Here is a 12,416-nt window from a genome sequence, read left to right on the forward strand (position 1 = left end):
CGCTTACTTTATCAATACGCTTTTGTATTTAGGTAAATTTTTAAGTGTAATGCCCGTACCTCTTACAACAGCACGCAAAGGATCTTCGGCAATGTAAACAGGTAAGTCTGTTTTTTGCGACAGACGTTTATCCAAACCACGAAGCATGGAACCTCCACCCGCTAAATAAATACCTGTGTTGTAAATATCGGCGGCTAATTCTGGTGGTGTTTGCGATAGGGTTTCCATTACGGCATCCTCAATTCGTAAAATGGATTTATCCAATGCCTTGGCAATTTCACGGTACGAAATAGATACTTGTTTTGGTTTTCCTGTCAATAAATCACGTCCTTGTACGCTCATATCTTCCGGAGGCAGTTCCAAATCTTCGGTTGCTGCGCCAATTTGTATTTTTATTTTTTCGGCAGTACGCTCACCAACATAAAGGTTGTGCTGGGTACGCATGTAATATACAATATCATTGGTGAAAACATCACCTGCAATTTTAACCGATTTGTCACACACAATGCCGCCTAAGGCAATCACAGCAATTTCGGTAGTACCACCACCTATATCAACTACCATATTTCCTTTGGGTTGCATAATATCAACGCCAATACCAATAGCGGCGGCCATAGGCTCGTGAATCAAGTAAACTTCTTTTCCATTAACACGCTCGGCACTTTCTTTAACAGCACGCATTTCCACTTCAGTAATGCCTGATGGAATACAAATAACCATACGAAGTGCAGGTGTAAAAAACTTCTTTTTTAATGCCGGAATGTTTTTGATGAACATACTTATCATCTGCTCTGAAGCATCAAAATCCGCAATTACCCCATCTTTTAGCGGACGTATGGTTTTTATGTTTTCATGGGTTTTGCCCTGCATCAAACTGGCTTGTTGCCCTACGGCAATTATTTTTCCAGAAATTCTGTCTCGGGCTACTATTGAAGGTGCATCAACAACTACTTTGTCGTTGTGAATAATAAGTGTATTTGCAGTACCTAAATCTATCGCAATTTCTTCGGTTAAGAAATCAAAAAATCCCATGGGCTATTAAAAGTTGTTTAGTAGTTAAAAAACGAATCCCGTAAATGTAATAAAACTTGATAAATATATAGGTTTTAAAGGATTCAAAATGTTTTTAAATTATTGTATCTGGTTCCTATACGTTATTCATCGATTTTTAGACCATTGTAATAATATTAAAAGCACTAAAACAATACTTTTTTGTAATTAATGTTTGAAATGGCGTGTGCCAGTCATTACCATGGAAACTCCATTTTCATTGCAGTAATCAATACTCAATTGGTCTTTAATAGAACCTCCCGGTTGAATTACCGCTGCAATACCTGCATTATTGGCAATTTCAACGCAATCTGGAAATGGGAAAAAGGCATCGCTCGCCATAACCGCACCTTTTAAATCGAAGCTGAAAGAACCAGCTTTGTGGATAGCTTGCTGTAAGGCATCAACACGGCTTGTTTGCCCAGTGCCACTAGCGCATAATTGTTTGTTTTTTGCCAATACAATGGTGTTGGATTTGGTATGCTTACAGATTTTGGAGGCAAATAATAAATCTTCAATTTGGGCATTTGTTGGATCGGTGTTTGTCACCGTTTTTAAATCTTCGGCCTTATCGGTAATATTATTTCTATCTTGAACCAAAACTCCGTTTAAACAACTTCTAACGTTGGTTTTTGGCATTTCAATGTCATGGATTTCCAATAAAATTCTGTTCTTTTTGCCTTTAAGCAATTCTAGGGCTACAGGTGCGAAAGAAGGTGCAATAACCACTTCGCAGAACAGTTTGTGGATTTCTTCGGCGGTAGCCAAATCAATCTCGGTATTACTTATTAAAACACCACCAAAGGCAGAAACAGGGTCGCCAGCTAGTGCGTCAACATATGCTTGGTGTAAATTGTCGCGCTGTGCCAAGCCACAAGCATTGTTGTGTTTAAGGATTGCAAAGGTAGGGGCTTCATTTTTAAATTCCAGCATTAAATTAACCGCTGCATCTACATCTAAAAGGTTGTTGTAGCTTAACTCCTTACCGTGAAGTTTGGTAAATAGTTCATCAAAATTACCGAAGAAGAAGCCTCTTTGGTGAGGGTTTTCTCCATAGCGCAAAACCCTGCCTTTTGTTTCGCTAATTTTTAAAGCCGCTTCATCATGGTTTTGGTTGAAGTAGTTGAAAATAGCCGTATCGTAATGTGATGACACGTTAAAGGCTTTTCCGGCAAAACGTTTTCTGTCTTCCTCGGAAATAGAGCCATTATTAGCAGAAATTAATTCTAAAAATTCAGCATAATCATCTACGGAAGAAACACAAATTACATCGGCATAATTTTTAGCCGCTGCACGAATCAATGAAATACCTCCAATATCTATTTTTTCAATAATATCTTGATTACTTGCCCCTGAAGCCACGGTTTTTTCAAAAGGATAAAGATCAACAATAACCACATCAATTTGGGGGATTTCGTATTCGGCCAATTCAGCCACATCACCTTCGTGATTTTGTCTGTTCAAAATACCGCCAAATACTTTAGGGTGCAATGTTTTTACACGCCCGCCAAGAATGGAGGGGTAAGAGGTTACGTCCTCTACTGGAACAACGTTAATGCCTAAATCGTTAATAAATTTTTCGGTACCACCGGTTGAATAAATGGTAACGCCTTGTTTGTTCAGTTCTCTTACTATCGACTCTAGACCGTCTTTACTAAATACTGATATTAATGCTGATTTAATGGTTTTTTCGTTGCTCATTTTTAGTTGTTATGAATTAAAATTCTTGCTGTTTTTCAGGAGTTTATGTTGAAATTTGTAAATAACTGCAAAAGTACTTATTTCCTTTAAAAAACAAATGCAGAATAATTAAAAATGAAGGTGATTTTTTAACTAAAAAGTGAAGTTGTCAACACGAAAGGCTTAAATTTAAAAGAGCGAGGAAACTTCAGCACAAACAAACTCCAAAAATTGCTCATCAGCTTCGGTAAATGGGTCGAGTGTGTTTGAGTCAATATCAATTTGGCCAATATTTTCACCGTTTACAAAGATGGGAATAACAATTTCAGACTTAACCGTAATACTGCAGGCTATATAGTTATCTTGCACGGCTACATCAGGCACCATAAAGTTTTGGTTGCTAACTGCTACTTGCCCACAAATACCTTTCCCAAAAGGTATAATGGTATGGTCAGTTGGTGCGCCAACGTAGGGGCCTAGCTTTAATTCTTCTTTGTCGCCATTTCGAAAATAAAACCCAACCCAGTTGTAATGGTCAACGTTTTTTTCAAGTAAAGCGCAAATGGCCAAAAGTCGTTCGTCAACATTTTTTTTGGAATTTGCAGTAATTGTTTTTACTTGAGGTTTTAACTGTTCAAACGTCATAGCATAAAAAGTTTTGGTAAAAGTATTTAAAAAGGCTTAATTTCGGTATTCCGTTCAAACAACTTTAACATGTTTCCGTTTTGGCCTACGGGAAAACCAAAGTATAATTGAAGCAACTTTTCATAAAATACAAATCGGTTATAAGATTCATTCTAACATTTTTGTTGGTTTATGGTGTTCTATCTTTTGCTTATAAATTTTATTTGCAATTTTCGGATGGCTCAAAATTCTATCCCGATTACATGACCCATTTGGTGGCCAAACAAAGTGAAGCGTTGTTAGATTCCTTTGGTTATAACGCCGAAGTTTTGCCGCACCCAGATGAGCCATCCATGAAAATAATTGTTAATGGACGATATTTGGCCCGCGTTATCGAGGGATGTAATGCCGTGAGTATCATTATTCTGTTTCTGTCTTTTATCATGGCGTTTTCGGGCAAGTTTAAAACCACTTTTTTTTATATCCTTTCGGGAAGTGTTCTAATATACTCAGTGAATTTGTTGCGCATTGTATTTCTGACACTTGGGTTATATCACTACCCCAAATATGAAGACGTGTTGCACACAGTTGTTTTTCCAGCTATTATTTACGGAATGGTGTTTTTGCTGTGGATTTTTTGGGTGAATCGATTTTCAAAATTAAATAAAAGCAATGAGTAGGTTTTCAAAATACATATGGTTAGCCCTCCTGTTTCTTTTATTGGTATTGATTCGGTTTTTTGAGGATATCCTGTTTTACGACCCGTATCTTACGTTTTTTCAAAACGATTATTTGTATATTGATAGTCCCCGCCGAGAGGTAACCAAATTAGTTGCTTTTACAACCCTGCGATACACTTTGAACACTGTAGTTTCTTTGGGTATTTTATATGTGTTCTTTAAGGATAAAAGTATCGTGAAATTTTCGATAATTATTTATGCTTTTGTATTTATCGTTTTAATTGTAATCTATCTGTATTTTGTAATTAACCCGAGGCAAGAAGACTACTATTTGTTTTTTAATATCCGACGATTTTTGATACAACCCATAATTTTGATTTTGTTGTTGCCGGCTTTTTACTATCACAGGCTTAAAAATTGAAAGGCATAAAAAAACGCTCTGAAATCAATCAGAGCGTTTTTTATTTTAGTTTCACTCGTTTTTTTGGGTCCGAGGGAGATGAGATGCCTGTCGAGGCTCTCGACTACATCATGCCTGGCATGCCTCCGCCACCCATTGGCATTGCAGGGGCATCCTCTTTAATGTCGATTAAAGCACATTCGGTGGTTAAAATCATTCCGGCCACAGAAGCTGCATTTTCTAAAGCAATACGTGTTACTTTTTTAGGATCGATGATTCCAGCTTTAAGCATATCAACATATTGTTCAGATTTAGCATCGTAACCAAAGTCTTTTTTGCCTTCCATAACTTTGTTGATAACAACGCTACCCTCCCCACCAGCATTTTCTACTATGGTGCGTAATGGTGCTTCAATAGCTTTATTCACAATTTGAACACCTGTGGTTTCATCTAAAGTGTCAGTAGTTAACTTTTCTAGAACAGCTTTGGCTCTTACCAAGGCAACCCCACCACCAGCAACAATACCTTCTTCAACGGCGGCTCTTGTGGCATGTAACGCATCATCAACACGGTCTTTTTTCTCTTTCATTTCCACTTCACTGGCGGCGCCAACATAAAGTACGGCAACCCCACCTGCCAGTTTAGCTAAACGCTCTTGTAGTTTTTCTTTATCGTAGTCGCTGGTTGTGGTTTCAATTTGTGCTTTAATTTGGTTTACCCTAGCCTTTATGTCAGAAGCTTTACCAGAACCATTTACTATGGTGGTATTGTCTTTATCAACAGTTACAGTTTCGGCTGTACCCAACATGCTTAAATCAGCATTTTCTAGAGTAAAACCTCTTTCCTCAGAAATCACGGTTCCACCAGTTAAGATGGCAATGTCCTCAAGCATCGCTTTTCTTCTGTCACCAAAACCAGGAGCTTTTACCGCAGCAATTTTAAGACCACCACGTAATTTGTTAACTACCAAAGTAGCTAGAGCTTGTCCGTCAACATCTTCAGCAACGATTAATAACGGGCGACCAGATTGCGCCACTGGCTCTAAAATTGGAAGGATTTCCTGTAGGTTTGAAATCTTTTTGTCGAACAATAAAATGTATGGATTTTCTAAATCAGCAATCATTTTATCAGAATCTGTTACGAAGTAAGGTGATAAATATCCTCTATCAAATTGCATACCTTCAACAACATCAACATAGGTGTCTAAACCTTTTGCTTCCTCAACAGTAATTACGCCTTCTTTGCCAACCTTGGTAAATGCTTTTGCGATTAATTCTCCAATAGTGTCATCATTGTTCGCTGAAATAGCAGCAACTTGTTTTATTTTTTCTGAAGAATTACCAACTTGTTTTGCTTGTTTTTCTAGGTCTTTAGTAATAGCTTCAACAGCCTTATCAATACCACGTTTTAAGTCCATTGGGTTAGCACCGGAGGCTACGTTTTTTAAGCCTTCTTTTACGATGGCTTGCGCCAAAACCGTAGCAGTTGTTGTTCCGTCGCCAGCTAAATCGCTGGTTTTACTTGCTACTTCTTTAACCATTTGTGCACCCATGTTTTCGTGAGCATCCTCAAGTTCAATTTCTTTAGCAACGGAAACACCATCTTTGGTTACTTGTGGTGCTCCAAAGCTTTTACTGATTATTACGTTACGTCCTTTAGGACCTAAAGTTACTTTTACTGCATTTGCCAATGCATCAACACCGCGTTTTAATCCGTCGCGTGCTTCAATATCAAATTTTATATCTTTTGCCATTTTATTAATTTTTAGCTGTTTGCCTATAGCTATTTGCTATTGGCTAATTTGTTTATTAATTCTTTTTAGTTGGAGCTAGAAGTCAAAGACTAATAGCAATTATATAATAGCCAAAATATCGCTCTCACGCATGATTAGGTAATCTTTACCTTCAAGTTTAAGCTCTGTTCCTGCATATTTACCATATAAAACAGTGTCGCCAACTTTTACGGTAATGGGCTCGTCCTTTGTGCCTTTTCCAGCAGCAACAACAGTGCCCTTTTGTGGTTTTTCTTTAGCGTTATCTGGAATGATGATTCCTGATGCTGTTTTAGTTTCAGCGGCAGCTGGTTCAATAAGAACACGGTCTGCTAAGGGTTTAATGTTTAATGCCATTTGATGTATATTTTTAATTTTAAAATTAATGTTAACGCTTAGTCATTATGCTAAAAATGTGCCAATGCAATTTAACTGACAAACTTTCATATCTGTTTATTGAAATAGTAGAAATAAAAAATGCCAACTGAAAGAGCTGGCATTTTTATTATTTGCAAAAATAAATTATTCTGTTGCCGTTGTGTTGTTTGGATCTGTGTCATTTGACATAGCTGGTGTCGCATCTTGGGTGCTTGGCAAAGCCTCAGGTAATGGCTGTGTTGTAGTTGCATCTGGATCTAATGCTTTTGAATCAACACTTTCTGAACCCTTGTTTATAGCCACATTGGATATTAAAATCAATACCAATAACACTGTTGCCAAAGTCCATGTGCTTCTGTCCAAAAAGTCCGTGGTCTTTTTTACGCCACCCAATTGTTGTGTGCCACCACCACCAAATGATGATGACAATCCGCCACCTTTAGGGTTTTGCACCATAATTACTACAACAAGTAAAAATGCCACAACTACTATAAGGACTAAAAATATTGTAAACGTACTCATTATTCTTTATTGTTTTGTTCTTGTAATTGTTCTACTGCTTTAATTTGGTTTGCAAAGAAACCACTTTTTTCTGGATATTTCAAACTTAAAATCTTATAAGATTGAATTGCTTTTTTGTAGTTTTTTTGTTCTACATAAATACGGGCCAAAGTCTCTGTCATTAGGGCTTCGGGCTTTATCATTTGGGCTTTTGCCAGATTGCCTTTTTGTGAAATGGGTGTGTTGGGACTTATTTTTGGGTTTGTTGAAATGAACTTATCAATAAGCTCAAATTTTTTCTCTTTTTCTGAAATGGCTTCGCTTACAATCGGTTTTTCAGCTTTTTCCTTATCTCGGTTTATAGGTTTAAATCGAGTGAGTTTTAGCCATTCGTTAAAAGAATGTTTTTCTCTTTTGTCAAATTGAAGCGGTTTTCCCAAATTCAAAATGTCTTCTGCCGTTGCTTCTTGGGTTTTAGTTTCTTGGGTAACGTTTTCAATACGTTCAGATTTGTCTAAAACAAAAGCCGCTGTTTTTTTCGGGCGCTCTTCCTTTGGTTCAAAAAGTTTCGGATCCCAAACGCCTTCGGTTTCCTTTATTTGCTGGTTAAGGGCATCATCAATATTGATGCTTTTTTGGACTGAAATGTCTAAAACATCAGCATCGACATCAAAGTCTTTTAAATTTGACGTGTTTTGCTTTATTAATGCTGAAATTTTATTTTGAATGAAGGTTTCAGAAGTAATGAAATCAAAAAGAATACTTCTGTCTGTGGTATAAGCGGCGGTGGTTTTTAATTCCTGATTGTAATTGATGCTACCTTGGTCTTTTAAGCCCTTGAGATAAATGGCTCGTGCCGATTGAAAATATGGAAAATCGTCAATAATAGATTTTATGCCCTCAGTTTGCTCATGCGAGATAGCTTGTGGGTTTTGAAGGGTATTTATAAAATCTGATGTTTTCATTGGCTATGCCAAATTTATTCATTTTTTTGTTACGGTTAACAAATTACCATTTTGCCAGTGTGGCATTAAAAATATCTTGCGTAATACGCTCAAAAATGGTTTCGTGCGCCGTTGTCTTTTGTGCACCTAAAAGCTGCGCACTTCCGGGGTAGTCATAAAAAAAGGTGAAGGTTTGTTCTAAATCATCTTCCTCTTTTTTTGTGTTGAAAAAACGGAGTTTCACGGCAATGGTCAACCTGTTTTGCGCGGCCGTATTTTGCGATGTCGCCGTGGTGGGCGAAATTCTATAATCAGTTATTTCGCCTTCATAAACCAAATCGCCATTTGATTGCACCAAGGTCAAATTGGTTTGGTTTTGAATTAAATCTTCCAAAGCCAATTTAAAATCGCGCTCAAGACCGGGTTCGATTAAAAGTGCCGTATTTTCAAAACGATTTACTTGATAGGTTTTTGTTCCCGGCGGAATGGATGCACCAGTAAAAGAGTAAAAGCCACAGCTAACAAGTGATAAGCTGAATGCTAAAAGTGTAAAATAAATGAGGTGTTTTTTCATTCTAATGTTGATTCTTGCCTTCAGGAAATTTCGAAAATCTAATAAAATAAACGCAGAACTATAAATCGTATTGTTTAATCTTTCTGTACAACGTACGTTCGCTAATACCCAATTCGGCAGCGGCTAATTTACGTTTTCCGTTGTGACGTTCAAGGGATTTTTTAATTAATTCCAATTCTTTGTCCTGAAGCGAAAGCGTTTCTTCTTCTTCAATCTCTTCCGCAAAATGATATTTGTCTTGAGTGTTGCCCATGTCATCCATGGATTCTAGATGCTCTGGAATAGACAACACTTCGGTTTCTTCGGAAGTCTCCTCATAATCAGCATCATCTTCATCCGCATCGCCGTAAATTTTTTGAATTAAACCTTCGTTGTTCTTCTCTACGTCTTTTACATTGCCCGTTTTCATCAATTCCATAGTGAGCTTTTTCAAATCGTTGAGGTCGCTTTTCATATCAAAAAGAACCTTATAGAGTATTTCGCGCTCGCTACTAAAATCACTTTCAGACTTTGAGGTTTTAATTACTGCAGGCAAATTGGAACCTGTAGTTGGCAAATAAGACCGCAATGTTTCGGCTGTAATGGTTCTATCTTGCTCCAAAACAGAAAGTTGTTCTGCAATATTTCTCAACTGACGGATATTTCCGCCCCAACGATATTTAAGTAACAAATGCACGGCGTTATCAGTTAGTTTTACGGTCGGCATTTTGTATTTTAAAGCGAAATCGCTAGCAAATTTTCTAAATAACAAATGTATATCCTCCTGACGTTCGCGTAACGGTGGTAAATGGATGTCTACCGTGCTTAAACGGTAAAATAAATCTTCACGGAATTTTTCTTTTTGAATGGCTTCAAACATATTGATGTTGGTAGCCGCAACTATACGCACATTGGTTTTTTGTACTTTACTCGAGCCTACTTTTAAAAACTCGCCGTTTTCCAAAATACGTAATAGACGCACTTGTGTAGTTAGTGGAAGTTCGCCAACTTCATCAAGAAAAATAGTACCGCCATCAGCCACTTCAAAATAACCTTCACGAGTTTGTGTAGCTCCTGTAAAAGCTCCTTTTTCGTGTCCAAATAGCTCACTGTCAATAGTGCCCTCTGGTATGGCACCGCAGTTTACGGCAATGTATTTGTTGTGCTTTCTGTGTGATAATTGGTGAATGATTTTAGGAATACTTTCCTTGCCCACACCACTTTCACCTGTTACCAATACCGAAATATCGGTTGGCGCCACTTGAATAGCTTTTTCAATAGCACGGTTAAGAGCAGGCGTATTGCCAATTATACCAAAACGTTGTTTTATTGCTTGAACGGATTCCATGTTAGGTTAAAGTTGAAAGTTAAAATGTTGAAAAGTTGATCGCTTATTCATTTTTATTTTCATTGTTCATTATTAGCTGAATACCCAACAGCCTTTCCAATTAGTGTGGCCGTGGTACAATCTGTGGTTTTTACATTCACAAAATCGCCAATTTTATAATGTGCTTTTGGGAAAACACAAACTACATTTTCAGATGTTCTACCCGACCAATGTTGATTTGATTTTTTCGATTCTTTTTCTATCAACACCTCTACAATGGTATTTAAATGTTGTTTGGTTCTTATTCCGCTGTGTTTTTGTTGAAGTTCAACAATTTCGGCAAGCCTTCGCTTTTTAACGAGTTCGGGCACATCGTCTTCCATTTTCCGTTCTGCCAAGGTTCCAGGGCGTTCAGAATAGGTAAACATATAGCCGAAATCGTATTTTACATATTCCATCAACGATACCGTGTCTTGAAAATCTTCTTCGGTTTCGGTTGGAAAACCAACAATCATATCTTGGCTAATGGCACAATTTGGAATGATGCGTTTGATGTTGTCAATCAACTTCATGTATTCCTTACGGGTGTGTAAACGGTTCATTTCCTTTAAAATTCGGTCGCTTCCGCTTTGAACTGGCAAATGGATGTGTTTGCAAATATTAGGGTATTTCGCCATGGTTTCAATAACATCCAATGTGAAATCTTGCGGGTTTGATGTAGAGAAACGAATACGCATTTTTGGCTGTGCCTTGGCGCAAAGTTCCAGCAAGTTGGCAAAGTTAACGGCCGTGGCTTTTTGTAAATCGGTAGCTTTTTCAAAATCTTTCTTTAAACCGCCTCCATACCATAAATAACTATCTACATTTTGTCCGAGGAGGGTAACTTCCTTGTAGCCTTGGTTCCACAAATCGTTTAATTCTTCCAAAATGCTTTGTGGATCTCTGCTACGTTCCCTGCCTCGGGTAAAAGGCACTACGCAAAACGTGCACATATTATCGCAACCACGGGTAATGGATACAAAAGCCGTTACACCATTGGAGTTTAGGCGCACAGGAGCTATATCGCCATAAGTTTCTTCTTTGGAAAGGATGACGTTTATGGCATCTTTTCCTTCGTCTACTTCAGCCAAAAGATTTGGTAAATCCTTATAGGCGTCGGGGCCAACCACCAAATCAACAATTTTTTCCTCGTCCAAAAACTTTGCTTTTAAGCGTTCTGCCATACAGCCCAAAACACCCACTTTCATTTTTGGGTTGTGGTCGCGTTTTACGGCATTATATTTTTCGAGGCGTTTGCGAACGGTTTGTTCGGCTTTGTCTCGAATAGAGCAGGTATTCACCAAAACCAAATCGGCTTCCTCTAAATTTTGAGTTGTGTTAAATCCTTGGTCGGCCATAATGGAGGCCACAATTTCACTGTCGCTAAAATTCATGGCGCAACCATAACTTTCAATAAACAGTTTACGTTTATTGCCTTCTTTTTGCTCTAAAATCAAGGATTCTCCTTGTTTATTCTCGTCTATAATCTTTTCCATAATAACTAATGAAACTCCAGCTTTTCAATAAGTATGCAAAGATACAATTAATTTGTATTTTATGACAAAGTGGCAGTTTTATTTTGGTCAAAAAAATGCAGAAAAAACCAACAAATGCTGTCATATTTATTTGTTGTTTTTAAAAAACGTTTACTTTTATGCCTAAATGACGAGCTAACCAAAACCTATATGAATTCATACCAGTCCTTAGAGCGTAAAATAGAAAACGCAAAGCCTGTAGATTTTAGTGAAATTATTGACAATGTTATAGGGCTTTTTAAAAAAGTCTGGCTAAAAGGATTTTTGGTTATTTTGTTGGTTAGTGTTTGTGCTATTGTAGCTAGTATTTTATTTTCCTTGATTGGATTGGCACCAAACAGTAATGTTTTTATGGATGGATTTAGTTTGGAGGCTTATATGCAGTTCTATTCATCAAGTGCTCTCTATAGTGTTCCGCAAAATATACTTATAGCTACATTAACCTTGGCCTTTGTTTCGGCATTCTATAGAATCTGCAAGCAATTTGTGTCAGGTGAAACTGTACTTGACGATTATTTTTACTTTTTTAAAAAGCAATATTTTTCAAAATTATTGATGTTGGGCATCATTCATACGGCCATTTCCACGATGGCCCAGCTCATGTTTTTAGTTCCAATAATTTATGCTTTTGTGCCTTTGGCGTATTTCTCAATAATATTTGCGAATAATCCCGAATTAAGTGAAATGGAAATTGTAAAGGCAAGTTTTAAACTCGGTAATAAAAAATGGTTTATCAGTTTTGGTACTATGTTCGTTTGTGGACTCATGGGCGCATTGGGTATTCTTGGTTGTGGCATTGGTATTTTGTTTACCATTTCCATAGCTTATTTGCCAGCATTTTTTATTTACAAGGAAGTTATTGGCTTTGATGATACCAGTGAAATTGACCTTATTGGGCGCACCGATGATTCCGAGCATTAATAATTATCAAATT

Annotated in this window: 13 protein-coding genes; 3 read left to right on the forward strand and 10 right to left on the reverse strand. The window is 37.3% G+C overall.

Annotated features, from left to right (window positions below):
• Nucleotides 1-3: 3 nt before the first annotated feature.
• The 3 genes from ACB104_RS14435 to ACB104_RS14445 all read right to left on the reverse strand — a co-directional run bounded on the left by ACB104_RS14435 (nt 4) and on the right by ACB104_RS14445 (nt 3,375).
• The gene (locus tag ACB104_RS14435) at nt 4-1,032 is read right to left on the reverse strand and encodes a rod shape-determining protein (protein ID WP_370479847.1); all 1,029 of its coding nucleotides are present in this window, start codon (nt 1,030-1,032) and stop codon (nt 4-6) included.
• Between the two features lie 186 nt (nt 1,033-1,218).
• Entirely contained in the window at nt 1,219-2,751 is a 1,533-nt protein-coding gene (gene purH / locus ACB104_RS14440) for a bifunctional phosphoribosylaminoimidazolecarboxamide formyltransferase/IMP cyclohydrolase (protein WP_370479848.1), read from the reverse strand.
• 168 nt (nt 2,752-2,919) lie between these two features.
• Nucleotides 2,920-3,375 (reverse strand): XrtF-associated fRMsr-like GAF protein, encoded by a 456-nt coding sequence (locus ACB104_RS14445; protein WP_370479850.1) that lies wholly within the window; start codon nt 3,373-3,375, stop codon nt 2,920-2,922.
• Between the two features lie 107 nt (nt 3,376-3,482).
• Between ACB104_RS14445 and xrtF the strand changes: the two genes are divergently transcribed.
• Nucleotides 3,483-4,034, forward strand: coding sequence for an exosortase family protein XrtF (gene xrtF / locus ACB104_RS14450; RefSeq protein WP_370479852.1), 552 nt, complete (start codon nt 3,483-3,485; stop codon nt 4,032-4,034).
• Nucleotides 4,027-4,455 carry an exosortase F system-associated membrane protein gene (locus ACB104_RS14455; protein WP_370479853.1) on the forward strand — a complete coding sequence of 143 codons (429 nt, stop codon included), beginning with the start codon at nt 4,027-4,029 and terminating at the stop codon, nt 4,453-4,455. The genes xrtF and ACB104_RS14455 overlap by 8 nt, the downstream gene beginning before the upstream one ends.
• Nucleotides 4,456-4,558: 103 nt before the next feature.
• On the opposite strand, the gene groL is transcribed toward ACB104_RS14455, so the two are convergent.
• From groL to miaB, 7 genes are all read right to left on the reverse strand, one after another.
• On the reverse strand, nt 4,559-6,187 hold the full coding sequence (gene groL, locus ACB104_RS14460; RefSeq protein ID WP_370479855.1) for a chaperonin GroEL: 1,629 nt from the start codon (nt 6,185-6,187) through the stop codon (nt 4,559-4,561).
• Nucleotides 6,188-6,286: 99 nt separating this feature from the next.
• Nucleotides 6,287-6,562, reverse strand: coding sequence for a co-chaperone GroES (locus ACB104_RS14465; RefSeq protein ID WP_370479857.1), 276 nt, complete (start codon nt 6,560-6,562; stop codon nt 6,287-6,289).
• A 165-nt stretch (nt 6,563-6,727) separates the two neighbouring features.
• Complete coding sequence (gene secG / locus ACB104_RS14470; protein ID WP_370479858.1) at nt 6,728-7,105, reverse strand: preprotein translocase subunit SecG; 378 nt, start codon at nt 7,103-7,105, stop codon at nt 6,728-6,730.
• The gene (locus tag ACB104_RS14475; RefSeq protein ID WP_370479860.1) at nt 7,105-8,049 is read right to left on the reverse strand and encodes a DUF8458 domain-containing protein; all 945 of its coding nucleotides are present in this window, start codon (nt 8,047-8,049) and stop codon (nt 7,105-7,107) included. Before ACB104_RS14475 ends, secG begins: the two co-directional genes overlap by 1 nt.
• Nucleotides 8,050-8,092: 43 nt before the next feature.
• Nucleotides 8,093-8,602, reverse strand: a complete 510-nt coding sequence (gene lptE / locus ACB104_RS14480; RefSeq protein WP_370479862.1) for an LPS assembly lipoprotein LptE — start codon at nt 8,600-8,602, stop codon at nt 8,093-8,095.
• A 58-nt stretch (nt 8,603-8,660) separates the two neighbouring features.
• Nucleotides 8,661-9,929 (reverse strand): sigma-54 interaction domain-containing protein, encoded by a 1,269-nt coding sequence (locus ACB104_RS14485; RefSeq protein WP_370479864.1) that lies wholly within the window; start codon nt 9,927-9,929, stop codon nt 8,661-8,663.
• A gap of 59 nt (nt 9,930-9,988) precedes the next feature.
• Nucleotides 9,989-11,443 (reverse strand): tRNA (N6-isopentenyl adenosine(37)-C2)-methylthiotransferase MiaB, encoded by a 1,455-nt coding sequence (miaB, locus tag ACB104_RS14490; RefSeq protein WP_370479866.1) that lies wholly within the window; start codon nt 11,441-11,443, stop codon nt 9,989-9,991.
• 189 nt (nt 11,444-11,632) lie between these two features.
• Here miaB and ACB104_RS14495 point away from each other — a divergent pair, with 189 nt between their 5' ends.
• On the forward strand, nt 11,633-12,403 hold the full coding sequence (locus ACB104_RS14495) for a hypothetical protein (protein ID WP_370479867.1): 771 nt from the start codon (nt 11,633-11,635) through the stop codon (nt 12,401-12,403).
• The last annotated feature ends 13 nt before the right edge of the window (nt 12,404-12,416 follow it).

It is taken from the genome of Tamlana flava, from assembly GCF_041287255.1.
GTDB lineage: Bacteria > Bacteroidota > Bacteroidia > Flavobacteriales > Flavobacteriaceae > Tamlana > Tamlana flava.